26 protein-coding genes are annotated in these 24,211 nt (G+C 71.9%); 17 read left to right on the forward strand and 9 right to left on the reverse strand.

The window, feature by feature from the left end; all coding sequences use genetic code 11:
• Positions 1 to 6 precede the first annotated feature (6 nt).
• The 10 genes from ACNKF0_RS04115 (at position 7) to rplQ (ending at position 8,727) form a co-directional block, all read left to right on the forward strand.
• The gene (locus tag ACNKF0_RS04115; RefSeq protein ID WP_416955977.1) at positions 7 to 978 is read left to right on the forward strand and encodes an AAA family ATPase; all 972 of its coding nucleotides are present in this window, start codon (positions 7 to 9) and stop codon (positions 976 to 978) included.
• Between the two features lie 7 nt (positions 979 to 985).
• Positions 986 to 2,167: a DUF58 domain-containing protein gene (locus ACNKF0_RS04120; protein WP_416955979.1), complete on the forward strand. Its 1,182-nt coding sequence runs from the start codon at positions 986 to 988 to the stop codon at positions 2,165 to 2,167.
• Positions 2,164 to 4,629, forward strand: coding sequence for a transglutaminase-like domain-containing protein (locus tag ACNKF0_RS04125; RefSeq protein WP_416955981.1), 2,466 nt, complete (start codon positions 2,164 to 2,166; stop codon positions 4,627 to 4,629). Before ACNKF0_RS04120 ends, ACNKF0_RS04125 begins: the two co-directional genes overlap by 4 nt.
• A 220-nt stretch (positions 4,630 to 4,849) precedes the next feature.
• Positions 4,850 to 5,071: a translation initiation factor IF-1 gene (infA, locus tag ACNKF0_RS04130; protein ID WP_056599768.1), complete on the forward strand. Its 222-nt coding sequence runs from the start codon at positions 4,850 to 4,852 to the stop codon at positions 5,069 to 5,071.
• 30 nt (positions 5,072 to 5,101) lie between these two features.
• Complete coding sequence (gene rpmJ / locus ACNKF0_RS04135; RefSeq protein WP_004008316.1) at positions 5,102 to 5,215, forward strand: 50S ribosomal protein L36; 114 nt, start codon at positions 5,102 to 5,104, stop codon at positions 5,213 to 5,215.
• A gap of 164 nt (positions 5,216 to 5,379) precedes the next feature.
• On the forward strand, positions 5,380 to 5,754 hold the full coding sequence (gene rpsM / locus ACNKF0_RS04140) for a 30S ribosomal protein S13 (RefSeq protein WP_172262137.1): 375 nt from the start codon (positions 5,380 to 5,382) through the stop codon (positions 5,752 to 5,754).
• Between the two features lie 82 nt (positions 5,755 to 5,836).
• Complete coding sequence (rpsK, locus tag ACNKF0_RS04145) at positions 5,837 to 6,232, forward strand: 30S ribosomal protein S11 (protein WP_056906616.1); 396 nt, start codon at positions 5,837 to 5,839, stop codon at positions 6,230 to 6,232.
• A gap of 28 nt (positions 6,233 to 6,260) precedes the next feature.
• Complete coding sequence (gene rpsD / locus ACNKF0_RS04150) at positions 6,261 to 6,869, forward strand: 30S ribosomal protein S4 (protein WP_299922661.1); 609 nt, start codon at positions 6,261 to 6,263, stop codon at positions 6,867 to 6,869.
• A 125-nt stretch (positions 6,870 to 6,994) separates the two neighbouring features.
• Entirely contained in the window at positions 6,995 to 8,011 is a 1,017-nt protein-coding gene (locus tag ACNKF0_RS04155; RefSeq protein WP_299922660.1) for a DNA-directed RNA polymerase subunit alpha, read from the forward strand.
• A 113-nt stretch (positions 8,012 to 8,124) separates the two neighbouring features.
• Positions 8,125 to 8,727 carry a 50S ribosomal protein L17 gene (gene rplQ, locus ACNKF0_RS04160; protein WP_416955986.1) on the forward strand — a complete coding sequence of 201 codons (603 nt, stop codon included), beginning with the start codon at positions 8,125 to 8,127 and terminating at the stop codon, positions 8,725 to 8,727.
• Between the two features lie 432 nt (positions 8,728 to 9,159).
• On the opposite strand, the gene ACNKF0_RS04165 is transcribed toward rplQ, so the two are convergent.
• Genes ACNKF0_RS04165 through ACNKF0_RS04185 form a run of 5 tightly spaced genes read right to left on the reverse strand, consistent with a single transcriptional unit; the run spans position 9,160 to position 12,191 of the window.
• Positions 9,160 to 10,116, reverse strand: coding sequence for a ketopantoate reductase family protein (locus ACNKF0_RS04165; RefSeq protein ID WP_416955988.1), 957 nt, complete (start codon positions 10,114 to 10,116; stop codon positions 9,160 to 9,162).
• 20 nt (positions 10,117 to 10,136) lie between these two features.
• Positions 10,137 to 10,736, reverse strand: coding sequence for a dihydrofolate reductase family protein (locus ACNKF0_RS04170; protein ID WP_416955990.1), 600 nt, complete (start codon positions 10,734 to 10,736; stop codon positions 10,137 to 10,139).
• Entirely contained in the window at positions 10,733 to 11,311 is a 579-nt protein-coding gene (locus ACNKF0_RS04175) for a maleylpyruvate isomerase family mycothiol-dependent enzyme (RefSeq protein WP_416955992.1), read from the reverse strand. Before ACNKF0_RS04175 ends, ACNKF0_RS04170 begins: the two co-directional genes overlap by 4 nt.
• Positions 11,311 to 11,832 (reverse strand): SRPBCC domain-containing protein, encoded by a 522-nt coding sequence (locus ACNKF0_RS04180; RefSeq protein WP_299922650.1) that lies wholly within the window; start codon positions 11,830 to 11,832, stop codon positions 11,311 to 11,313. The genes ACNKF0_RS04175 and ACNKF0_RS04180 overlap by 1 nt, the downstream gene beginning before the upstream one ends.
• A complete protein-coding gene (locus ACNKF0_RS04185) occupies positions 11,829 to 12,191 on the reverse strand; it encodes an ArsR/SmtB family transcription factor (protein WP_416955995.1) in 363 nt (120 codons plus the stop codon). The genes ACNKF0_RS04180 and ACNKF0_RS04185 overlap by 4 nt, the downstream gene beginning before the upstream one ends.
• Before the next feature lie 127 nt (positions 12,192 to 12,318).
• Here ACNKF0_RS04185 and truA point away from each other — a divergent pair, with 127 nt between their 5' ends.
• Complete coding sequence (gene truA, locus ACNKF0_RS04190; RefSeq protein ID WP_416955996.1) at positions 12,319 to 13,155, forward strand: tRNA pseudouridine(38-40) synthase TruA; 837 nt, start codon at positions 12,319 to 12,321, stop codon at positions 13,153 to 13,155.
• Positions 13,148 to 13,756 (forward strand): class I SAM-dependent methyltransferase, encoded by a 609-nt coding sequence (locus tag ACNKF0_RS04195; protein WP_416955998.1) that lies wholly within the window; start codon positions 13,148 to 13,150, stop codon positions 13,754 to 13,756. The genes truA and ACNKF0_RS04195 overlap by 8 nt, the downstream gene beginning before the upstream one ends.
• Here ACNKF0_RS04195 and ACNKF0_RS04200 read toward each other — a convergent pair.
• The 3 genes from ACNKF0_RS04200 to ACNKF0_RS04210 are packed head-to-tail and all read right to left on the reverse strand — an operon-like array spanning position 13,753 to position 16,776.
• Positions 13,753 to 14,703, reverse strand: coding sequence for an aminoglycoside phosphotransferase family protein (locus ACNKF0_RS04200; RefSeq protein WP_416956000.1), 951 nt, complete (start codon positions 14,701 to 14,703; stop codon positions 13,753 to 13,755). The genes ACNKF0_RS04195 and ACNKF0_RS04200 overlap by 4 nt on opposite strands.
• A 60-nt stretch (positions 14,704 to 14,763) precedes the next feature.
• The gene (locus ACNKF0_RS04205) at positions 14,764 to 15,483 is read right to left on the reverse strand and encodes a class E sortase (protein WP_416956002.1); all 720 of its coding nucleotides are present in this window, start codon (positions 15,481 to 15,483) and stop codon (positions 14,764 to 14,766) included.
• Between the two features lie 30 nt (positions 15,484 to 15,513).
• Positions 15,514 to 16,776: a cytochrome P450 gene (locus ACNKF0_RS04210; protein ID WP_416956004.1), complete on the reverse strand. Its 1,263-nt coding sequence runs from the start codon at positions 16,774 to 16,776 to the stop codon at positions 15,514 to 15,516.
• Positions 16,777 to 16,874: 98 nt separating this feature from the next.
• On the opposite strand from ACNKF0_RS04210, the gene mgrA reads away from it, so the two are divergent.
• From mgrA to ACNKF0_RS04225, 3 genes are read left to right on the forward strand one after another with little or no spacing between them, the layout of a single operon-like run.
• Positions 16,875 to 17,909: an L-glyceraldehyde 3-phosphate reductase gene (gene mgrA, locus ACNKF0_RS04215; RefSeq protein ID WP_416956006.1), complete on the forward strand. Its 1,035-nt coding sequence runs from the start codon at positions 16,875 to 16,877 to the stop codon at positions 17,907 to 17,909.
• Positions 17,906 to 19,282 (forward strand): FAD-dependent oxidoreductase, encoded by a 1,377-nt coding sequence (locus ACNKF0_RS04220; protein ID WP_416956009.1) that lies wholly within the window; start codon positions 17,906 to 17,908, stop codon positions 19,280 to 19,282. The genes mgrA and ACNKF0_RS04220 overlap by 4 nt, the downstream gene beginning before the upstream one ends.
• Positions 19,283 to 19,324: 42 nt before the next feature.
• Entirely contained in the window at positions 19,325 to 20,059 is a 735-nt protein-coding gene (locus ACNKF0_RS04225; RefSeq protein WP_416956011.1) for an N-acetyltransferase, read from the forward strand.
• Positions 20,060 to 20,062: 3 nt separating this feature from the next.
• Here ACNKF0_RS04225 and ACNKF0_RS04230 read toward each other — a convergent pair whose 3' ends face one another.
• Positions 20,063 to 21,334, reverse strand: a complete 1,272-nt coding sequence (locus ACNKF0_RS04230) for an Nramp family divalent metal transporter (RefSeq protein ID WP_416956012.1) — start codon at positions 21,332 to 21,334, stop codon at positions 20,063 to 20,065.
• Between the two features lie 108 nt (positions 21,335 to 21,442).
• Here ACNKF0_RS04230 and ACNKF0_RS04235 point away from each other — a divergent pair, with 108 nt between their 5' ends.
• Both ACNKF0_RS04235 and ACNKF0_RS04240 read left to right on the forward strand, forming a co-directional pair.
• A complete protein-coding gene (locus ACNKF0_RS04235) occupies positions 21,443 to 23,122 on the forward strand; it encodes an ABC-F family ATP-binding cassette domain-containing protein (protein ID WP_416956015.1) in 1,680 nt (559 codons plus the stop codon).
• A complete protein-coding gene (locus ACNKF0_RS04240; protein WP_416956017.1) occupies positions 23,119 to 24,147 on the forward strand; it encodes a GNAT family N-acetyltransferase in 1,029 nt (342 codons plus the stop codon). The genes ACNKF0_RS04235 and ACNKF0_RS04240 overlap by 4 nt, the downstream gene beginning before the upstream one ends.
• Positions 24,148 to 24,211 lie beyond the last annotated feature (64 nt).

Consider the following 24,211-nt stretch of genomic DNA (forward strand, 5'->3'; position numbering starts at 1 on the left):
CACCTCTTGACGATCAGCCACGAACAGGCCGAGTGGTTCAGGTCGACCTTCGACCAGCTCACCGACAACATGGAGAAGGCCGTTCTCGGCAAGCGCCACGTCGTCCGGCTCGCGCTGACCTGCCTGCTCTCGGAGGGGCACATCCTGCTCGAGGACTTCCCTGGCACCGGCAAGACGATGCTGGCCCGGGCGCTGGCCAACACGGTGCAGGGCAGCCACGCCCGCATCCAGTTCACGCCGGACCTGCTGCCCTCCGATGTCACCGGCGTCACGGTCTACGACCAGCACAAGGGCACGTTCGAGTTCCACCCGGGCCCGATCTTCCACACCATCGTGCTGGCCGACGAGATCAACCGTGCCTCGCCCAAGACGCAGTCGGCGCTGCTCGAGGTGATGGAGGAGGGGCGCGTCACCGTCGACGGCGTCGCGCACCCCGTCGGCCGGCCGTTCCTCGTCATCGCCACGCAGAACCCCATCGAGCAGGCCGGCACCTACCGGCTGCCCGAGGCCCAGCTCGACCGCTTCCTGATGAAGTCCTCGATCGGCTACCCCGACCGTCAGGCGACCGTCGAGCTGCTCAACAACGCGGCCGTCCGTGACCGCGCCGCCCTGGTCACGCCGGTCATCACCGCCGCCACGATCGCGCAGATGAGCGGCCTGGCGGACGAGGTCTACGTCGACCCCGCGGTCATCGGCTACGTCGCCGAGCTGGCCGAGGAGTCGCGCCGCCAGCCGCACGTCAAGCTCGGGCTGTCGGCGCGCGGCTGCCTGGCGTTCGTCCGCGTCGCGAAGACGTGGGCCGCCGCCGACGGTCGTGACCACGTGGTCCCCGACGACATCAAGGACCTCGCCGAGCCGGTGCTCTCGCACCGGCTGCTGCTCGACGCCGAGGCGCAGTTCAGCGGTGTCGACGTACAGACCGTCATCTCGCGCCTGCTCGACGCCGTCGCGCCGCCGACCGACCGCGTAGGGGCCTGACGCGTCGATGAGGCAGCGGTTGAACCACGCGCTCGAGGTCATCAAGCCGATCGGCTGGTTGGTCCTCGGCCTCGGCCTGGGCGCGCTCCTGGTCGCCGTGTTCGCCCAGTGGCGCGAGCTGGCGGTGCTGGGCACGGGGTGCCTGGTGCTGACGGTGCTCGCGCTGCCCTTCCTCCTCGGCCGGACGTCCGTGACGGTCGACCTGCGCCTGCAGCCCGAGCGGGTGGCGGCGGGGGAGTCGGTCGCGGCCGGCGTCCAGGTCGTCAACCGCGCCTCCTCCCGCCTGGTCCCGACGACGCTCGAGGTCCCGGTCGGGTCGGCGGTCCACCGCTACGGCATCAGCTCGCTCGCGCCCGGCGCGGCCCACGAGGAGTCGTTCACCATCCGCACCGAGCGCCGCGGCGTGATCGCCGTCGGGCCGGCGATGACCCGACGGGGCGACCCGGTCGGCATCTTCTCCCGCGACGTGGTCTGGACGCCGGTGCGTGAGGTGCTCGTGCGCCCGCACCTCGTCCCGATGGAGTCCCTGGGCGCAGGCCTGATGCGCGACCTCGAGGGAGTCTCGACCGACGCCGTCAGCCAGAGCGACCTCGCCTTCCACGCGTTGCGCGAGTACGTCCCGGGTGACGACCTGCGCCACATCCACTGGCGGTCGTCGGCGAAGGTGATGGCCTCGACCGGCGAGTCGGCCCTGCTCGTGCGGCAGTACCTCGACACCCGCCGCAGCCACGCCACGATCGTCGTCGACGACCGGCTCGAGGCCTGGTCCGACCCCGACGACTTCGAGACCGCGATGGCGGTGGCAGCCTCCATCGCGGTGCGAGCGGTGCTCGACGAGTTCGACGTGTCGTTCGTGTGCGGCACGCACGCGTCCTCGGGCGCCGACGGCCACCTCGCCCTCGACGCCGTCTGCCGCGCCGACTTCGGGGACCGCGGCCTGGTGGAGTCGGGTCGCCAGGCCACCATGCTGGCGCCCGACACCAGCCTCGCCTTCTTCATCGGCGGCAGCGAGTCGCCGTTCACCGACCTGCTGCGTTCGTCCGCGGCCTTCCCGCCCGAGGTGCGTCGCTTCGGCATCGTGGTCGACCCCCACGGCACCAGCCGCGTCACCGAGACGGGCGGTCTCCCGGTGCTCCACCTCGCCGCCAAGGAAGACCTCGGCGGTCTCCTCCGGTGGAGCGTCCGATGAGACCGGACACGTCGGCCACGGGCACCCGCACGCGCGTGCGCCGCAGCGCCCTGGTGCCCGACCGCGACTCGTGGGTCGACATGGGCTTCGCTCTCGCGCTGGCCGCGGTCGCGCTGTCGGCCTTCGGGTCCTCGTTCACCGGTTCGGCCTACCTCGTGGTCGGCCTGCTCGGCGCCGTGCTCGCAGTCGTGGTCACCCACCTGACCCGCGCCGCGGGCTGGCCGGTCATCTCCGCGGTCGTGATCTGCCTCGTGCTGTTCTTCCTGCTCGGGGGACCGCTCTGCCTGCGCTCGCTGGGCGACACCTACACCCTCCCCGGGGCATCGACCCTCGCCCGCGTCGCGGACCAGGCGATCTTCGGCTGGAAGGACCTGCTGACCACGCTGCCGCCCGTCGACGGCGACGGCCCGCTGCTGGTGCTGCCGTGGCTGGCGGGCATGGTCGCCGGACTGGTCGGCACCGCGCTCGCCCACCAGCCGGTGCGTCGGGCCTGGCTCGCGGCACTGCTGCCGGTTGCGGGGATGACCGTCGTCCTCTCCGCGGCGATCCTGCTCGGGGTGCGGCACCCCCAGTCCCTCGTCCTGCAGGGCGCCGTCTTCACCGCGCTCGCCCTCGGCTGGCTGGCGGTCCGGGCCCGCCGGGCGAGCGCCACCGTCCACGGGGGCAGCACGTCGTACGTCCGCGGTGTCGGCGTGGTCGTGATGCTGGGTCTCGCGGCGCTCCTCGCGCACCCGGTGAGCGCGCTGTTCGTCGCCGACGACTCCCGCCGTGCCGTGGCCCGCTCCTGGGTGGAGCCGCCCTTCGACATCGGCCGCTACCCCTCCCCGCTCGCCGGCTTCCGCAAGTACGTCGACCTCAAGGGCGAGCCCAACCCCGCCAACGTCTACGACAAGACGTTGCTGGACATCGACGGCGTCCCGGTCGGGACCCGGGTGCGGTTCGCGGCCATGGACCGCTACGACGGGATGGTGTGGGGCGCCACCGACAACGCCCTGCCGGGCCCTGCCGACGACTCCTTCCAGCGTGTCTCGTCCACGATCGACAACCCGGTCCGGGGCACGGAGGTCGAGGCGAGCGTCACCCTCGGCGAGGGGTGGAGCGGGGTGTGGCTGCCCACCGTGGGCGCGCTCCGGTCGATGGCCTTCGAGACCGGTGACGCTCGTGCCAAGGCCGAGGTGTTCCGCTACAACCTCGCCACCTCGACCGCCGTCGTCCCGACCGGGATGCAGCCCGGCGACCGCTACTCCTTCACCGCCGTCGCTCCCGACGACGAGCTCACCGACGAGACCGTCGGGTCGGCCGACCTGACGCCGCTGCCGGCGGGCGCGGCGTTCATCCAGGGCCCGGCCGAGAAGTGGAGCGAGGAGGCCGGCACCGACCCGATGGACCGCGTGCTGGCCGCGGCCGAGCACCTCCGCTCGGAGGGCAAGTACTCCGACGGCATCGGTCGCACCGAGCGCATCTACGTCGCCGGCCACAGCGCCTGGCGGCTGTCCGACGAGTTCGTCAACGCGCCGCAGATCGTCGGCAACGACGAGCAGTACGCCGCGACGATGGCACTGATCGCCAACGACATCGGCGTGCCGGCCCGTGTCGTGCTGGGCGCCGTCGTGCCGGAGGGCGGTCGGGTCACCGGCAAGGAGGTCGCGGCGTGGGTCGAGCTCCGCGCCGCCGACGGGTCGTGGAAGACCCTGCCGACCGAGATGTTCATGTCGGACACGCCGCCGGCCGACCAGGTGCCGGAGACCAACACGCCGATGTCCGGGACGGTCATCCCGCCGCCCAACCCGATCCCGCCGCCCTCGGACGCGGGTGAGCAGAGCGACGCCGACCTCAAGGAGCGCAAGGCCACCCGCAAGAAGAAGAAGGCCGAGGAAGACGAGGAGAGCCTGATCCCGGGGCTCCCCGCGTGGGTCGGCATCGTGCTGACGTACGTCGGGGTGCCGTTGCTCGTGGCCGCGCTGCTGCTGGCCGCCGTCGTCGGGCTCAAGGCGTTCCGTCGGCACCGTCGGCGCAGCGCGGCCTCGCCCTCGGCGCGTTTCGTCGGTGCCTGGCGCGAGCTCGTGGACCACGCCCGCGACCTCGGTCAGCCCGTGCCGCTGGGCCCGACCGTCACCCGCCGCGAGCAGTCGGTCGGGATCGTGTCCGGGCAGGCCGGTGCGCTGGCCCGCCGGGCCGACAGCTTCGTCTTCGGCCCGAGCGTGCCCGAGGTGGGTGCGGCGAGCACCTACTGGGAGTCGGTCGACGCCGAGCGCCGGGCGATGTCGCACGACGTCGGCCGGTGGCAGCGGGTCCGCGCTGCCATCAGCCTCCGCTCCCTGCGGCGTACGACGTCCGCGCCCACGCGCGACGCGGCGCCGGCCCCGGTCGAGGATCCCGCCCCCGCGCCCGGGCGTGTCGCGGCGGTGACCCAGCGCCTGCGCGGCCTCGGTGATTGGCGTTCTCGACGCACGCCTGACTAAACTGGTGCGTCGGCCCAACGTGGGCTGTGTTTCGTGGCGCCTCGCGGCTGCCGGAATCTCGTGCGATCGTCCCAGACGGCTGCACGCGTGCCCGGGGAAGAGGCTCCCCGGACCGCCTCACGAGGTCCACCGGCCACCTGCGCAGCAGCGTGCCGGGCGGTTCCCGGGCCACGGTAGACACCAGCATTTTGATCCAGCACTGCAACAGATTGTGGAGGACATGCCGAAGAAAGAAGGCGTGATCGAGATCGAGGGCACCGTCGTGGAGGCCCTTCCCAATGCCATGTTCCGCGTGGAGCTGGCCAACGGGCACAAGGTGCTCGCGCACATCAGCGGCAAGATGCGACAGCACTACATCCGGATCCTCCCCGAGGACCGGGTCGTGGTGGAGCTCTCGCCGTACGACCTCACGCGGGGTCGCATCGTCTACCGCTACAAGTAACCAGCCAGCCGAGTAGCAAGGATCGTTGACATGAAGGTCAACCCCAGCGTCAAGCCCATCTGTGACAAGTGCAAGGTCATCCGCCGTCACGGTCGGGTCATGGTCATCTGCGAGAACCCGCGCCACAAGCAGCGGCAAGGCTGAGACCAGCAGCACCTGCACCACCTGCACCACCCCACAACGTGATCGCTAGACCGGGCACCGCCTGAGTCGAAGTCACCTCCGGAGCACCGGCCGGAGCCCACCCGAGGCGGGATGGGACGCGACACGAACCGAAACCGATGCGAGAACAGACAAGGAACCGCCACATGGCACGCCTCGTTGGTGTTGACCTCCCGCGCGACAAGCGCATCGAGGTCGCTCTCACCTACATCTACGGCATCGGCCGTACCCGCGCCCAGCAGCTGCTCGAGACCACCGGCGTCGACCCGAACGCTCGCGTTCACACGCTCGGTGACGAGGAGCTGGTCAAGCTTCGCGACGAGATCGAAGCCAACTTCAAGATCGAGGGTGACCTCCGCCGTGAGGTCCAGGCGGACATCCGCCGCAAGATCGAGATCGGCAGCTACCAGGGTCGCCGCCACCGCATGGGCCTCCCGGTCCGCGGTCAGCGCACCAAGACCAACGCGCGCACCCGCAAGGGTCCCAAGCGCACCGTCGCCGGCAAGAAGAAGGCGAAGTGATCTGCGCCCCTCATCGGGTGCAGCGCTGATCACTTCAGTCCCTACGCAAGCTTCCAGACCAGACCTCATCAGGAGTTACTGAATGCCTCCCAAGAGCCGCGCGACCAAGGTGCGCCGCAAGGAGAAGAAGAACGTCGCTCAGGGCGAAGCCCACATCAAGAGCACGTTCAACAACACCATCGTCACGATCACCGACCCGACCGGTGCGGTGATCTCGTGGGCCTCTGCCGGCACCGTCGGCTTCAAGGGCTCGCGCAAGTCCACCCCCTTCGCCGCCCAGATGGCTGCCGAGGCCGCCGGCCGTCGCGCCATGGACCACGGCATGAAGAAGATCGACGTCTTCGTCAAGGGCCCGGGCTCGGGTCGTGAGACCGCCATCCGGTCACTGGGTGCCATCGGCCTCGAGGTCGGCACCATCCAGGACGTCACGCCCACCCCGCACAACGGATGCCGGCCGCCCAAGCGCCGCCGCGTCTGACCCGAGACTGAGAAAGAGAGACTGACACATGGCCCGCTACACCGGTCCCATGACCCGCAAGTCGCGCCGTCTCGGTGTCGACCTCGTCGGCGGCGACGCTGCCTTCGAGAAGCGTCCCTACGCCCCCGGCCAGCACGGCCGCGGTCGCATCAAGGAGTCCGAGTACCTGCTGCAGCTCCGTGAGAAGCAGAAGGCGCGCTTCACCTACGGCGTGATGGAGAAGCAGTTCGTCCGCTACTACAAGGAGGCCAGCCGTCGCCAGGGCAAGACCGGCGACAACCTCCTGCAGCTCCTCGAGTGCCGCCTCGACAACGTGGTCTACCGCGCCGGGTTCGCCCGCACGCGTCGTCAGGCCCGCCAGCTCGTCGTGCACGGCCACTTCCTGGTCAACGGCAAGAAGGTCGACATCCCGTCCTACCAGGTCACCGACCACGACATCATCGACGTGCGCGAGAAGTCGCTCGAGCTGACCCCGCTCATCGTGGCCCGCGAGACCCACGGCGAGCGCGTCACCCCCGCCTGGATGGAGGTCATCCCGTCGCGGATGCGCGTCCTGATCCACCAGGTCCCGGTCCGGGCGCAGATCGACGTCCCGGTCCAGGAGCAGCTGATCGTGGAGTTCTACTCCAAGAAGTGATCCACCGCCGGTGGTCGCCCTCGGCGGGCGACCACCGGCTCAGCTCGTCCCATTCCTTCTTCTCCGCCAACCTCATCAGGTTCGGGTCCGTCAAATAGTGGGTGGATCCGGAAAGGAAAAACTCCGTGCTTATCGCTCAGCGCCCTACCCTCACGGAAGAGACCGTCGACGAGTTCCGTTCGCGGTTCGTCATCGAGCCCCTCGAGCCCGGCTTCGGCTACACGCTCGGCAACTCGCTGCGTCGTACGCTCCTCAGCTCCATCCCGGGTGCCTCCGTCACCAGCATCAAGGTCGACTCGGTGCTCCACGAGTTCTCGACCATCGAGGGCGTCACCGAGGACATGACCGAGATCATCCTCAACCTCAAGGGCATCGTCGTCTCCTCCGAGCACGACGAGCCGGTCGTGATGTACCTGCGCAAGTCGGGCGCCGGTGACGTCACCGCCGCCGACATCACCCCGCCCGCCGGCGTCGAGGTGCACAACCCCGACCTCAAGATCGCCACGCTGTCCGACAAGGGCAAGCTGGAGATGGAGCTCGTCGTCGAGCGCGGCCGCGGCTACGTCTCGTCCGTGCAGAACAAGGGCGCCGACAACGAGATCGGCCGGATGCCGGTCGACTCGATCTACAGCCCCGTCATGAAGGTGACCTACAAGGTCGAGGCCACCCGTGTCGAGCAGCGCACCGACTTCGACAAGCTCGTCATCGACGTCGAGACCAAGCAGTCGATCCGTCCCCGCGACGCGATCGCCTCGGCCGGCAAGACGCTCGTCGAGCTGTTCGGCCTGGCCCGTGAGCTCAACGTCGAGGCCGAGGGCATCGACATCGGCCCGTCGCCCGTCGACGAGCAGTTGGCCGCCGACCTGGCCCTGCCGGTCGAGGACCTGCAGCTCACGGTCCGCAGCTACAACTGCCTCAAGCGCGAGGGCATCCACACCGTGGGCGAGCTCATCTCGCGCTCGGAGCAGGACCTGCTCGACATCCGCAACTTCGGCGCGAAGTCCATCGACGAGGTGAAGGCCAAGCTCGTCGAGATGGGCCTCTCGCTCAAGGACAGCGCGCCCGGCTTCGACCCGCACGCCGCCCTCGCCGCCTACGGCGACGATGACGACGACGCGTTCATCGAGGACGAGCAGCTCTGATCTCCCGACCCCGCCGCGGGGTCGTACCACCAAACCGACCGGGCCCAGCCGACACGACTGGGCCGGTCGTCTACCCGGGTACCTGACACGGCCCGAGAGAAGGAAGGCACCACATGCCCAAGCCCAAGAAGGGCCCCCGCCTCGGCGGCAGCCCCGCCCACCAGCGCCTGATGCTGTCGAACCTGGCCACCGCCCTGTTCGAGCACGGCCGGATCACCACCACCGAGACCCGCGCGCGCCTCCTGCGCCCGGTCGCGGAAAAGCTGATCACCAAGGCCAAGCGCGGCGACCTGCACAACCGTCGTGAGGTCCTCAAGACCGTCCGCGACAAGTCGGTCGTGCACACGCTGTTCACCGAGATCGCGCCGACCTTCGCCGAGCGTCCCGGTGGCTACACCCGCATCACCAAGATCGGCCCCCGCAAGGGCGACAACGCCCCCATGGCGGTCATCGAGCTGGTGACCGAGGCCTACAACCCGAAGGCGCCCTCGACCAAGAAGACGTCGGCTGCTGCCGCTCCGGCGCCCGCCGCCGACGAGCCGGTCGAGGACACCACCGCCGAGACCGCTTCGGCCGAGGAGCACGAGGCCGCGGCCGCTGAGCACGAGGCTGCTGCCGAGGCACACGAGGCTGCCGCCGAGGAGCACGAGGCTGCTGCCGCCGAGCACGAGGCCGCCGCTGAGGCTGCCGAGGAGTCGGACGAGCCCAAGGCCTGATCCCAGGTCCTCACTTAGGCCCGTCACCCCGCTGGGGTGGCGGGCCTTCGTGCGTCCGGGGCGGCGTACGACAACCCTTGGTCGGGCGGTGGCCCAGCCACGTTCTGGGAGCTGGGGATGTGGGTGGCGCACCGCCCGCGGGCGCGGCGTACGACGACACGCGGGGGAGCGGTGGCCCAGCCACGTTCCGGGCGCGCGAAAGGTGGCTCACGCACCGCTCGTCGTCCTGGCGGTGAGTGGTGCACGTTCTGCCGGCCGAGAAGGTGTCTCACGCACCGCCCGCGGGGGCGGCGTACGACGACACGCGGGGGAGCGGTGGCCCAGCCACGTTCCGGGCGCGCGGAAGGCGGCTCACGCACCGCTGGTCGTCCTGGCGGTGAGTGGTGCAGGTCCTGCAGGCCGAGAAGGTGTCTCACGCACCGCTCGGTGGGCTCAGAGGCGGGCGAGGACCCCGGCGGCGTCGAGGCTGCGGGGGGCGCCGCCGGTGGCGGCGAGGTGGCGGGTGGCCGCGACCACGGCGTCGTTGACCGGCGTGGGGACGCCGTGCAGCCGGCCCTGGAGCACGACCTCCCCCGCGAGGTAGTCGATCTCGGAGTCGCCGGTGCCGCGGGTGAGGCTCTGCCAGGTGGAGCCGCCGCGACGCTCGAGGTCCGGCCGGCGCTGCAGGGTCGAGCCGCGCCGCTCCCGGTCCTCCTCGGCCGTGACGACGGTCAGGCCGGCCGCGGCCAGCACCCGCTCGCCCTCGGCCTGGGCCCGCTCGGCGAGCTCGTCGGCAGCGTCGCCCTGGGCGAAGGACGCGTCGACCCCGTTGCCGAGGTTCATCACGAGCTTGCGGCGCTTCATCGCCATGATGTCGACGCGCTCCTCCGACGCGATCCCTGCGGCGCGGAGGTCTGCGGCCACGGCAGCGGTGGTGGCGTCGGTGCCACCGGGGAAGCGGCCGATGTCGAGGATCGCCGGCGTCGGGTGGCACGACGCCACCACCACGCCGGGCTCGAGGTGGGTCGCCGGGAGCATCACGCAGACGGCGTACGTCCTCGCGAACAGGCGCAGCGCGGCAACTTCGGTGGCGATGCCGTTGGTGGCGCACACCACGGGTACGTCGGCAGGGGCGTGGGCGCGGAGGTCGGCGAGGGCGGCGGTCGCCTGGTGGGACTTCACCGCCAGCAGCACGACGGTGTCGTCGGTCCACCGGACCTCGGCCGCCGTGTCGGTGGCCGGGGCGTCGATGCGGTGGCGGCCGTCACCCGCGTCGAGCACCAGGCCCTCCGCCCTGATGGCCTCGAGGTGGGCGCCCCGGGCCACCAGCGTCACCGCATGGCCGGCCCGGGCGAGCGTGCCGCCGATGACTCCACCGACGGCGCCAGCACCGTAGACGACGTACCTCATGTCCTCGACCCTACGAGGGGTCAGCGGCGCACGCGGAACCGGAGGTGGAGGACGCGGTCGCCCTGGACGACGACCTCCGGGTCGTCGAGGAGGTGCTGGGTCTCGACCGCGCCGAAGTAGCGCTTGCCGGTGCCGAAGACCACCGGCACGACGTCCATGGCCACCTCGTCGACGAGACCGAGGGCGAGGGCCTGTCCGCCCACGTCGCCCGCGGCGACGGACACCGTCCGGTTGCCGGCCAGCTCACGCGCGGTGGCGATCGCCGTGGTCACGTCGTCGACGAAGTGGTACGACGCCTCCGGGTGCCAGCCCTCGGGCTTAGGGCGGTGCGACACCACGACCACGTGGTCACCAGTCGGGGGACGCCCCTCCCAGCCGTTGGTGATGTCGAACAGGTGGCGCCCGATCACCATGCAGCCGATGGAGTCCCACACGGGGCGGACGTAGTCGTACGACGTCTGCGACACCCGCAGTCCGCCGGGCGCCGGGTCGGCCATGTCCTGGGCGTCCAGCGCCCGGTCGCCGTTGAAGTACCACTCGAACAGGGGGCCCGGATCGTCGTGCAGGTCGGCGATGAAGCCGTCCACCGAGACCACGTTGTTCATCACCACGGTGCTCATGGGGTGCCTCCGGTGCCGGCGCGCCAGGAGGGATCGCGACCGACGAAGCCCATGAGCCGGTCGACGACGGGCGCGTCGTCCGGCACGGGGACCGCAGGGCCGTACTGCCCGGAGTCGCGGAGCAGCTGCTCGATCGGGCGCATCCCCTCCAGCAGCCGGCCGGCGTAGTCCTCGTCGAGCCCCGGCTCATGGCCGCCGGCGCGGGCGAGGTCCCACGAGTGCATGAAGACGTCGGCGGTGTAGAAGCGGTCGACCGCGTCGGCGAGCCGGTGGCTGCCGGCGCGGGGATGGGTGAACGGTTCCTGGCCCCGCTCCTCGACGAGGGCCTGCACGGCGTCGGCATGGTGCCGCCACGCGGCGACCGGGTCGTCGTCCGCGGAGGGTCCGGCGGGCAGGTCGACTCCGCCGCCTGCCAGGAAGGGCGGGAACCAGCCGACGAGGTGGCCGACGACGTCGCGAGCCGTCCACCCGTCGACCGGGGCGGGCGCCGACCAGTCGGTCGTCTGCGCCACCAGTCGCCCGAAGCCCCCGGCGACCGCCGCGTGGCGGTCCGCCGGGTCGTCGGGGAGGGCCATCAGAGGGTGCCCTCGGCGAGCATCCGGTCGATGGCGGCGTAGCCGTCGTGGACGCCGACCTCCATGCCGCTGCTCAGCCAGCCGTCGCGTGCCTCGAAGGAGTCGCACAGGCTGAAGGCGTGGAGCCGGGTGCGGCCGTCGCCGAGGTCCTCGAAGGTCATCGTCTCCAGCGCGACGGCGTCGGGCATGCCGTCCCAGGTGAAGGTCTGGACGAGGCGGTCCTCGCGCACGGTGTGGAAGCACCCGTGGAAGGACGTCTCGAACTCGTCGCGGCCCTCGAGGCCGCGGGCGGTGTAGCGCCAGCAGCCGCCCTCGCGCGCGTCCCACTCGGTGATCTCGGCGCCGACGCTGCTCGGGCCGCTCCACTGGGCGAAGAGATCGCGGTCGGTGTGGGCCCGGAACAGCTGGGCGGGTGTCGCGGCGAAGTCGCGCCAGATGTGGATGGCCGGCACGGTCGGGTCGGCCTCGATGGCGGCCTCGGGGTAGCGGGTGGCAGCGTCGTTGCTCTGCACGGTGGTCATGATGCGGTTCCTTCCTGCGGGTGGGTGGAGCTCGGGTCGTCGTCCTGCATCCGCGCGAGCACGGCGTCGAGGCGCCCGAAGCGTTCCTCGGCCTGTCGGCGGTAGCGCTCGATCCACTTCGTCATGAGGTCGAACACCTCGGCTTCCAGGTGCACCGGACGTCGCTGGGCCTCCCGCGTCCGCGTCACCAGGCCGGCGTCCTCGAGCACCTTGAGGTGCTTCGAGACGGCCTGCAGGCTCACGTCGTAGGGCGCCGCCAGGTCGTTGACGGAGTGGTCGCCCTCGGTGAGGCGGGCGACCATGTCGCGCCGGGTCGGGTCGGCCAGTGCGGCGAAGACACGGGAGAGCTGGTCGGTCACGGAGCACCCTTCTTCAACTGATTGGTTGAATAGAAGGTAGGCTGCGGCGGCAGCAGTTGTCAACCATGTGGTTGACAAAGGTCGGCCGGGATCGGGGCGGGCGCGGTCGACGCCTAGGATCGCTGTCGTGCGCCTGCGGATCGACTGTGCCTACGACGGCGCCGACTTCTCCGGCTGGGCCGCCCAGCCGGGGCGTCGTACGGTCCAGGGGACGCTCGAAGCCGCGCTGGCCACCGCGCTGCGGGTGCCGGAGGTGCGGGTGACCGTGGCCGGTCGCACCGATGCCGGCGTGCACGCGCGCGGGCAGGTGGCGCACGTGGACGTCGCCGACGACCTGCTGGCCGCCTCCGCCGGACGCTCCCAGGACCCCCCGGCGCAGGCCCTGGCGCGGCGCGTCGACGGGATCCTGCCGCCGGACGTGCGGGTACGCCGGATGGGCGAGGCGCCCGACGGGTTCGACGCCCGGTTCTCGGCGACCTGGCGGCGCTACGCCTACCGCATCGCCGACGCCCAGGAGCTCGCCGACCCGCTCGTGCGCGGCCACCTGTTGACCTGGGGCCGGCGCCTCGACCTCGACGCGATGAACGAGGCGTCCGCGCCGCTGCTCGGCCTCCGCGACTTCGCCTCCTTCTGCAAGCAGCGGGAGGGGGCGACCACCGTCCGCACCCTGCTCGACCTCGACTGGCGCCGCGACGACGCCGGCCTCGTCGTCGGCACTGTCCGCGCCGACGCCTTCTGCCACAACATGGTGCGCGCGCTGGTCGGCTGCCTCATCGCGGTCGGGGAGGGACGGCAGCCCGTCGGCTGGCCGGCCGAGGTGATGGCCGGGCGGCGACGCGACCAGGGGGTGCGTGTGGTGCACGCCCACGGCCTCACGCTGGAGGAGGTCGGCTATCCCGACGACGACGAGCTGGCCGCCCAGGCTGAGCGCGCACGAGCCCGACGAGAGGCGATCGATGCCTGAGCACTACTTCACCGCCGACCCCGGCGTGCCCTTCGAGCGGGAGAGCTTCACCGCCGACCTGTGGGGCCACGCCCTGACGTTCGACACCGGGTCGGGTGTCTTCAGCCGCGGCCACCTCGACCACGCGACCGCCGTGCTCTTCAAGGAGCTCGAGCCGCCCGTGCAGGGCCAGTTCCTCGACCTGGGCTGCGGCTACGGCGTGATCGGCCTGGCGATCGCGAAGGCGGTGCCGCTGGCCAACGTCACCGGTGTCGACGTCAACGAGCGCGCGCTGCTGCTCGCCAACGACAACGCCCGTGCGGCCGGCCTCGACTCGCGCTTCGTGGCCTGCCTGCCCGAGCAGGTGCCGGGCAACCAGGTCTTCGACGAGATCTGGTCCAACCCGCCGATCCGCATCGGCAAGGAGGCGCTCCACGAGCTGCTCCTCACCTGGTTGCCCCGTCTGGCCCCCGGCGGCCGGATGGTCAGCGTCGTCGGCAAGAACCTCGGCGCCGACTCCCTCCATCGGTGGCTGACCGAGCAGGGCTGGCCGACCGAGCGCCTCGCCAGCAGCAAGGGCTTCCGCGTGCTGGAGACCCGGCGGGCCGAGCCGCCCGTCTAGGCTCCGCCGTCCAGGAACATCCGCAGCCGGGTGCGGGTGTGGCCGGGGTCCTGCGGCAGGTGGCCGTTGACCGCGCGGCAGATCCAGCCCAGGCGCATGGCGACCCGCGCCGCCTCGCGGAGGTCGGCGTCCGTCAGCGGGTAGCGCTCGGCGTAGGGGCGGAGGTAGGACGCCCGGTAGGGCTCGACGTCCTCGGACCCCTCCTCGTCGTCGACACCCCACGCCACCACGCCTTCCAGCGTGACCGCGAGGGTGAAGAAGGGATGGGAGACGCAGGCGTCACCCCAGTCGAGCACCTGGTGCACGCCGTTGCCGAGGAAGACCTGACCGTCGTGGAGGTCGTCGTGCTGGACGGTCTCCTCGATCCCGAACGCGGCCAGCCGCTCGCACAGGTCGGCGATCGCGTCTGCGTCCGGCAGGCGCGGGTCCGTGTCGTCGAGGCCCGCGAGGAGGTCGTCGTACGCCTCGGGCAGCGTGGTGAGCCGCCGGTCGGGGAGCCCGGCTGCCAGGAGCGCGTCGACCTCGTCCTCGCACGCGACCTGGATCCGGGCGTAGGCCTCCAGCACGTCGTGCCACCGCTCGAGGCTGCGCTCGACGGGGATGACGTCGCGCAGGCGGGGGCCGGCGTCCGCGAGCAGCAGCCAGCCGGTGCGCGGATCCCCGGCCAGCGGCGTCGGCACCCGCCCGGCCGAGCGGGGCGCGACCAGTGCCGTCACGGCCGCCTCGTGGCGCATGCTCTCGTCGTTGGCCTTGAACCACACCGGTCCGTCCTCCGTCGGCACCCGCATGACCGTCGACCAGTCGGTGACGTGGTGCTGCTCGATCGCCCCGACGGCGGCGCGGTCGCGCTCGCTCAGTCGGTCGGCGATCCAGGTGTGGGCGGCGTCGAGGAAGCCGGGGTCGCGCCACCGGTCGCTGAGCCCGGGCGTGGCAGGTGTGGTCGGCATGGCGGGCATCCAACCCCGGTCCGTGCCGCGCCGGCAACGCCATTCCGGGCGGACCGGTCGTCAGGCCGGCCGCGTCGCGACGAGGACGCCGATCTTGTCGATGCGGTGCTCGGGGTTGTCGAACTCGTCGGACCAGTAGTTGCCGGCGGCGTGGTCCTCGAGCGTGGCGCACGTGGACAGCGTGATCATCGGCCTCGTCGCGTCCGCGGCAGGCCGGCCGGGCACCTCGGCGCGCTGGGCGCGGAGGGAGGCCGGCTGTCGGAACGACGTCCAGCGGGTGCGCCGTACCTCGTAGACGTGGACGGTGTCGCCGGTGCGGACCAGGATCCGGTCACCGCGGTCCAGCGAGGGCGAGTTGCGCAGGGGAGCGGTCCCGGTCAGCCGGTGCCCGGTGACGATGTAGTTGCCGACCTCGCCGGGCCCCGTGCCGCCGCGGGGTCCGCGGGGCGAGGCCATCTCGCCGGCGTTCTGCAGGGCGGTCCCGGGGGCGTCGTCGGGTGACCCGCGGTAGCGCACCACCGGGAAGTCGCGCAGGCCGATCGCGGGGATGGTGACGAACGAGCGGCGCGGCTCGGGTGTCGTCCTCTCGACGGGCGGGGTCGGCTGCTCGGCGGGTGGGGAGGACGGCGTCGCGCTGGGTGGGCTGCTGGGTGGGCTGGTGGGTGTGCCGGTCGGCGTCCGGGCAGGCTCGCTCGTCGTACGTCGCGCGCCCTCGGCCGAGCAGCCCGACACCACCGCGACGACGGCCGCGGCGAGGAGGGCGACGACGCTCCGGACCACCGTTCCACCGTACGCAGCGGGTGGTGGGCCTCACCCGAGCCGGACCGGCAGGCCTGCGACTCCGTGGACGATGGCCAGCTCGGTGAACCGCAGGTCGGTGGGGTCGCAGGCGAGCGCGAGGTCGGGGAAGCGACGCGCCAGTGCGACGAGGGCGGTGCGCAGCTCCATCCGGGCCAGCTCCGCGCCGACGCACCGGTGCAGCCCGTGGCCGAAGGCGAGCGTGCCAGCGACGGCGGAGGTCGGGTCGAACTGCTCGGGGGCGACGCGGTGGGCAGGGTCGCGCTCGGCCCCGGTCAGCGAGACGAGGACGATGTCGCCCTGCTGGACGACCTGGTCGCCGACCGTGACCTGGTGGCGTGCGATCCGAGGGAACGCCATCTGCACGGGGCACACGAAGCGCAGCAGCTCCTCGACCACCCGGTCGACCTCGGCGGGCTCGCCTCGCTGCAGGGTCGCCCACGCTGCCGGGTGCTGGAGCAGCACCCAGGTGCCGAGCGAGAGCATGCTGGCGCTGGTCTCGTAGCCGCCGAGGAAGACCCCGTCGGCCAGGCCGCCCAGCTCGACGTCGTCGAAGTCGGAGCCGTGGTCGGCGACCATCCGGGCGATCAACCCGTCCGGCAGGTGCGGGGAGCGGCGCTCGGACGCGACCAGGTCGATGAGGAACTGCCGGGTGCCGGCGGCGGTGTCGAAGATGCCGCTGCCCGCGTCGCGGAGGTCGAAGCGGGCAGCGCCGTGCCGCCGGAACTCGTCGCGGTCGACCTCGGGCATGCCGAGCAGGTCGCAGATGACCCCGAAGGGGACCCGGAAGCCGAACCGCTCGACGAGGTCGACCACCGGTCCGTGGGCGGCCATGTCGTCGAGCGCGGCAGCGACGACGCGGTCGATGTCGTCCTGGAGCTCGGCCATCCTGCGGCGGGTGAACCAGGGCGTGAGCACACCGCGCAGGCGTCCGTGGTCGGGCTGGTCGGTCATCCCGAGCCCACCGATCCGCTCGGCCGGCGATCGGTCCTGACGGCCGATGATGTCGCGCACGTCGTTGGCGAACGAGCCGGAGTCGGCCAGCACGGCCCGCGCCGGGCCGTACCCCGTGACCAGCCAGACCCGGGTGCCCAACAGGCTCGCGAGGCGCACCACGTCACCGCGTTCGCGTGTCGTCGCCAGCCGGGCGACCGGGTCGACCCCGTCGCGCTCGAGCGGGAACCGGATCCCCGCCGGCACGCGGCGCACGTAGGGCACCCGCCGTGCGGTCGACAGCGCGAGCCGGAAGGCGGTCCCGCGCAGCGAGGAGGTCATGCGTCCAGTACACGCCGGGTGCGTGCCTGGGGCCATCCGGTATCGCCCCGGTCCAGCCCGGGGGCGTCCCCGATGACCGACCGTGCAGGATGTGGGGCATGGCCTACGAAGCAGCCCCCGACAGGTACGACGACACGACCGGGATGCACTACCGGCGGACCGGCCGCAGCGGCCTCCGGCTGCCGGCCCTGTCCCTCGGGCTGTGGCAGAACTTCGGCACCGACCGTCCTGAGGAGACGCAGCGCGCGATCCTGCGACGGGCGTTCGACCGCGGGGTCACCCACTTCGACCTCGCCAACAACTACGGCCCGCCCTACGGCCGCGCGGAGGAGAACATCGGCCGCTACCTCGCCGACGACTTCGCGCCCTACCGCGACGAGCTCGTCATCTCGACCAAGGCGGGCTACGACATGTGGCCGGGCCCCTACGGCCAGGGCGGCGGCTCGCGGAAGTACGTCCTGGCCTCCCTCGACCAGTCGCTCGCGCGGATGGGGCTCGACTACGTCGACATCTTCTACAGCCACCGCTTCGACGCGGACACGCCCGTCGAGGAGACGATGATGGCGCTGGACACCGCGGTGCGGTCCGGGCGCGCGCTCTACGCCGGCATCTCGTCGTACTCCCCGGAGCGCACGCGCGAGGCAGCCACCGTCGCACGCGAGCTCGGCACGCCGCTGCTCATCCACCAGCCGTCCTACTCGATGCTCAACCGCTGGATCGAGGGCGGGCTGCTCGACGAGCTCGAGGAGCAGGGGATGGGCTGCATCGCCTTCACCGCGCTCGCCCAGGGACTGCTCACCGACCGCTACCTCGCCGGCGTCCCGGAGGACTCCCGTGCGGCCCGCGACGGCTCCACCATCACCGGCCTCGACGACGAGACGCTCGGGCGCGTGCGGTCGCTCAACGCGATCGCCGAGGGGCGCGGGCAGAAGCTCGCCCAGCTGGCGCTCCAGTGGGTGCTCCGCGACGACCGCGTGACGAGCGCGGTGATCGGGGCCTCCAGCGTGGAGCAGCTCGACACCAACCTCGACGCACTCGACGCGACGCCGCTGACGGAGGCCGAGCTCGCCGAGATCGACCGGTACGCCGTCGACTCGGGAGTCAACCTCTGGGCGAAGCAGATCGAGGAATGAGCCCGGCCCTCAGGCGCGTGGTGGTCGTCGGCGCCGATGCCGCCGGGATGTCGGCGGCCCACCAGGCCCTCCGTACGGCTGGGCGGCTGGGTCGCGACCTGGCGGTCACCGTGCTCGACCGCGGGATGCACACGTCCTACAGCGCCTGCGGGATCCCCTACTGGATGGCCGGAGACGTCGGCAGCGGTGACGACCTGGTGGCCCGCACCGCCGACGAGCACCGCGAAGCCGGCATCGACCTGCGCCTCGGGACCGAGGCCGTCGCGGTCGACCTGGCGGCGCACACGGTGACGACGGCCGCGGGGGAGGTGCTGGACTACGACGACCTGGTCGTCGCCACCGGTGCCCCGGCGGTCGTGCCCGACTGGGCGCTGCGCCCCGAGGGGACGTCGTACGACGGGGTGGGCGTGGTCAAGACCCTCGACGACGGCGCCGCGTGGGTGCGCAGCTTCGCGCGCGTCGGACCGGGCGCGCACGTGGTGGTCGTGGGTGCGGGTTATGTGGGCGTCGAGGTCGCGGAGGCGGCACTCGAGCAGGGGTTCGGTGTCACCGTCCTGACCCGCACGCGCGGCATGGGGATGCTCGAGGACGAGATGTCCGACCGGGTCAACACCGGGCTGGTCGATGCGGGGGTGGAGCTGGTGCTCGGCGCCGAGGTCACCGGTCTCGAGCTCGACGGCGACCGGGTGACCGGGGTGCACTGGGAAGGCGGCTCGCGGGAGGCCGACCTCGTCGTGGTGGCGGTCGGCGTCAAGCCGGCCACCCAGTTCCTGGCGGGCAGCGGACTGGAGATGACCGAGGACGGGGCGTTGCGGCCCGACCCCTACGGGCGGGTGGCCGACCACGTCTGGGCGGCCGGGGACTGCTGCGAGGTGCGCCGCCGCATCGACGACCAGTGGGTCTTCCGACCGCTCGGCACCCACGCGACCAAGCACGGGCGGGCGCTCGGCGACAGCCTGGCGGGTGGCGACCTGTCGTTCGACGGGATGGTCGACACGTCGATCACGCGCTTCTCCTCGGGCGAGGTGCACCTCGAGATCGCCCGCACGGGACTGTCCCGCGCCGACGCGGCGAGCGCCGGCTTCGACCCGGTCACCCTCGTCACCGAGGGTTCGACGGCCGCTGGCTACATGCCCGAGGCCGAGCCGATCGCGATCTGGGTGATGGCCGACCGCACGACCCGCCGGCTGCTCGGCGTGCAGGTCGTCGGTGGGCACGGCGCGGGCAAGCGCATCGACACCGCGGCCGCGGTGCTGTGGGCGGGCGGATCCGTCGACGACCTCGCCTGGATGGACCTCTCCTACGCCCCGCCGTTCGCCACGACGTGGGAGGTCCTGCAGATCGCGGCGCGGCGGGTGGCCGAGCGGCTCTGAAAAAGGCGGGCGTCGGCCGTCCGGGTCGGTCAGGATGACGACATGGACGTCGAGATCGTCACCCTCGCCGAGCGGCCGGACCTCATGGACACCTTCTGGGACATGGAGACGTCGTGGCCGGAATTCATGAAGCACGACCCCATCGGCAACGGCTACTACGCCTCGCTGGAGCACTTCGCCGAGTTCGTGCTCGTCTGCCTCGACGCGTCAGGGCGCCAGGTCGCCAAGGCGCACTCCGTGCCCTTCCGGCTCGACGACGACGAGCTGCCCGACGCGGGGTGGGACTTCGCGATCCGCAGCGGCCTGCTGACCGCGCTGTGGGGCGAGGAGCCCAACGCCGTCTCCGCGGTCGAGATCGCCATCGAGCCCGGCCTGCAGGGCACCGGGCTGTCGGGCCGGATCGTCGCCGCGCTGCGTGACAACGCCGGCCGGCTCGGCTTCTCCGAGCTGCTCGCGCCCGTGCGCCCCAACGGCAAGAGCGACGTGCACGAGTCGATGACGGCGTACGCCGCTCGCACCCGCGACGACGGGCTGCCCACCGACCCGTGGCTGCGCGTGCACGTCCGGGCGGGCGGTCGGATCGACCGGGTGGCGCCGCGCTCCATGGTCATCCCCGGCACGGTCGAGGAGTGGCGGGAGTGGACCGGGCTGGCGTTCGACACGACCGGCCCCGTCGTCGTACCAGGGGCGTTGGCGCCAGTGATGTGCGACGCCGAGCACGGCACGGCGACCTACGTCGAGCCCAACGTCTGGGTCAGGCACCCCACCGGCGCGTGACCCTCAGGCGCCGCTGACGAGCTTGCGGACCTCGTTGACGCACAGCGCGACGAAGGCGAGCGCGATGATCGCCATGAGCACGTTGGAGTGCAGCTTGTTGCGCCACTCGGCGGGCGTGCGGTCGGTGTTGAGCAGCCACAGCAGGGTGATCGCGAGGAACGGCATGAAGAACGCGCCGAGGACGCCGTAGGCGAGGATCAGCCACACGGGCTTGCCGAGGAACATCATCACCATCGGCGGGAACGTCAGCCAGAGGATGTAGACCCTGTACCACTTCCCGCCGGCGCGGGCGTCCTTCTCCTCGCCGCCGGTCACGTTGGTCATGAAGTCGGCGAACATCAGGCTGACGCCGTTCCAGACGCCGACCAGCGACGACATCGCGGCGGCCCAGAAGCCGACCAGGAAGAGCTTGCCGGCCCAGTCGCCGTAGCGCTCCTGCAGCACCACGCCGAGGTCGAGGAGGCCCGCGTCGCCGGACTCGATGGCCACGCTGGTGGAGTAGAGCAGCTCGGCGCCGACCACGAGGGTGGCCAGGACGAAGATGCCGGTGACGACGTAGGCGACGGTGTTGTCGATGCGCATGACCCGCATGTAGGCCGGGGTGTTCCACCCCTTCTCGCGCAGCCAGTAGCCGTAGGCGGCGAGGGTGATGGTGCCGCCGACACCGCCGGCGAGGGCCAGGGTGTTGACCAGCCCGTCCTCGGGGATCCTCGGCGCCAGGCCGGTGAGCACCTCGCCGAGGTTGGGCACGGTCAGCAGCGCGGCGCCCACCATCGTGACGAACATGATCCCCACCAGCGCCGCGAGCACCTTCTCGAACACGCTGTAGCGCCCGGTCCACACGAGCACCAGGCCGAGCAGGCCGGAGAGGATGCCCCACCAGGTGACCGACAGGGCGCCGGTCAGGCCGGCCAGCGCGAGGCCGGTGCCGGCCATCGCGGCGGCGCCGTAGACGAAGCCCCAGATCACGATGTAGGGCGCGAAGTACCACGTCGTCCAGGCGCCCAGCGAGCGCCAGCCCTCGAAGATCGTGCGTCCGGTGGAGAGCGAGTAGCGACCGGCGCCCTCGACGAGCACGATCTTCATCAGGCAGCCCACGACCACGCACCACAGCAGCGTGTAGCCGAACTTCTGCCCCGCGATCAGCGTCGCGACGAGGTCGGCCGCCCCGACGCCGGTCGCGGCGACGACGAGCCCGGGGCCGATGATCCGCCAACGGGGGGCGGTGGTCTGCTCGGTCGAGCTCGTCGAGCCGGTGGAGGTCGTGTCAGCCATGGCCAGCACCCTAACGGTGGTCTGGACCAGCTGCGCCCGTCACGTCTCCGCGCACGAGCGGGGGATATCCACGCGACGGCGGGACGGGTGGCTTGCGAGAATGCGGCCGTGGGTCATGTGGATGTCGCCGGAGTGCGCTACGAGCTGCCGGACGGGCGGGTGCTGCTCGACGACGTCAGCTTCCGGGTCGGCGACGGGCAGAAGGTCGCGCTGGTCGGCGCCAACGGCGCCGGCAAGACCACGTTGCTGCGGATCGTCACCGGAGACCTCAAGCCGCACGCCGGTGTGGTCACGCGCTCGGGCGGGCTCGGGGTGATGCGCCAGTTCGTCGGTCACGGGGGCGCCGACGAGACGGTCGCCGACCTGCTGCTGTCGGTCGCGCCCGCCGACGTACGCCGCTGGTCGCAGGAGGTCGCGGCGCAGGAGCTGCGGCTGATGGACGACGACAGCGAGCCGGTGCAGATGGCGTACGCCGAGGCGCTGGGGCACTACGGCGACGTCGGCGGCTACGACCTCGAGGTGGTGTGGGACAAGGTCACCACCGCGGCGATGGGGATGCCCTTCGACCGCGCGAAGTACCGCGCGCTCACCACGCTGTCAGGTGGTGAGCAGAAGCGGCTGGTGCTGGAGTACCTGCTGCAGGGGCCCGACCAGGTGCTGCTGCTCGACGAGCCGGACAACTACCTCGACGTGCCCGGCAAGATCTGGCTCGAGGAGCGCATCCGGGAGTCGCCCAAGACCATCCTGTTCATCAGCCACGACCGCGAGCTGCTCGACAACACCGCCACCCGCATCGTCACCGTCGAGCTCGGCAGTGCGGGCAACCTGGTGTGGACCCACCCCGGCGGCTTCGCGAGCTACCACCAGGCGCGGGCCGAGCGGTTCGAGCGCTTCGAGGAGCTGCGCCGCCGCTGGGACGAGGAGTACGCCAAGCTGCGCGCCCAGATGCTGATGTACAAGCAGAAGGCGGCCTACAACTCCGACATGGCCAGCCGCTACCAGGCGGCGCAGACCCGGCTGAAGAAGTTCGAGGACGCCGGTCCGCCCACCGAGCAGCCGCGCGAGCAGCAGGTGAAGATGCGGCTCAAGGGCGGGCGTACGGGCAAGCGGGCGGTGGTGTGCACCGACCTCGAGCTGACCCACCTCATGAAGCCGTTCGACCTCGAGGTCTGGTACGGCGAGCGGGTGGCCGTGCTGGGCTCCAACGGCTCCGGCAAGTCGCACTTCCTGCGGCTCCTCGCCGCCGGCGGCAGCGACCCCGACGTCGAGCACCAGCCCGTCGGCGTACCGCCTGCGCCGGTCGCGCACACCGGCAGCGCCAAGCTGGGGGCGCGGGTGCGGCCGGGCTGGTTCGTGCAGACCCACGAGCACCCCGAGCTGGTCGGGCGCACGCTGCTGGAGATCCTGCACCGCGGCGATGACCACCGCGACGGCATGGGGCGCGAGGCCGCCAGCCGGGTGCTCGACCGCTACGAGCTCGCGCACGCCGGCGAGCAGCGGTTCGACTCGCTCAGTGGCGGTCAGCAGGCGCGGTTCCAGATCCTGCTGCTCGAGCTGTCGGGGGCCACGCTCCTGCTGCTCGACGAGCCCACCGACAACCTCGACGTGCAGTCCGCCGAGGCGCTCGAGGCGGGTCTCGAGGCCTTCGACGGCACCGTGCTGGCGGTGACGCACGACCGATGGTTCGCCCGCGGCTTCGACCGGTTCCTGGTCTACGGCGCCGACGGCGAGGTCTACGAGTCCGACGGCCCGGTCTGGGACGAGGGCCGGGTGTCCCGCGCCCGATGAGCCTCGAGATCCTGCCGGTCGCCCCGAACGACGACACCGCCTTCGCCGCCTGGCACCACGTGTACGAGGCCTCGGCGCGCCACGAGCTGGGTGAGGTGGCGACGCCGTGGCAGCTGGAGGAGCTGCGGGCGACGATGCAGGCCGACGGCAGCCACAGCCGATCGGGTGCCTGGTCGGCCGTCGCGGGCGGGACGACGGTCGGAGCGGGGTGGCTGCGCACCCCGCTGCTCGACAACGTCGAGCTGGCCGAGCTCGACGTCCACGTGCTGCCCACCCACCGGCGCCGGGGCACCGGCACGGCCCTGCTCAGGCTGCTCGAGGACGAGGCCCGCGCGCGCGGCCGTCGCGTGCTCACCGGCCTGTCGTCGTGGCCGTACGACGCCGGGTCCGCGGGCGACGGGGCCTCCGGGCCGGAGTTCGCCCGGGCACGTGGGTACGAGCTCGCCCTGTCCGAGGTGCAGCGCGAGCTCCGGCTGCCGGTCGACGACGTCCTGCTCGCCGGGCTCGCCGACGACGCGGCCGGCTCCCACGCGGCGTACACGCTCCGCTCGTGGAGCGGTCCGGTGCCAGACGACCTGCTGCAGGGATGGGCCGAGATCACGTCGATCCTGGCCACCGAGGCACCCACGGGCGACCTCGAGCTCGAGCCGGAGGCGGTCAGCACCGAAGCCGTGCGCGAGCGTGAGGAGACGGTCGCGCGGCAGGGGCGCACGAAGTACAACACCGTCGCGCTGTCGTCCTCGGGGGAGGTGGTCGCCTACTCCGACCTCGCCACGACCGCCCACGAGACGGGTCATGCCTACCAGTGGGGCACCCTCGTGCGTCGCGCCCACCGGGGCCACCGGCTCGGGGTCGCGGTCAAGGTCGCCAACCTCCGCCTGCTGCAGCGCGAGCGGCCCGACATCACCCGGCTGACGACCTACAACGCCGAGGTCAACAGCCACATGATCGGCGTCAACGAGACGCTCGGCTTCCGTCCGGTCGCCCGCCTGGGCGACTTCCAGAAGAAGCTCGCCGCGACCTGACCCCGCAGCGTGCGCACGCTCACGCCCGTGTGGCCGCGCCCCATGCCTTGGGGGGAGCACGGGT

It is taken from the genome of Nocardioides sp. T5 (assembly GCF_048161455.1).
Taxonomy (GTDB): Bacteria; Actinomycetota; Actinomycetes; order Propionibacteriales; family Nocardioidaceae; genus Nocardioides.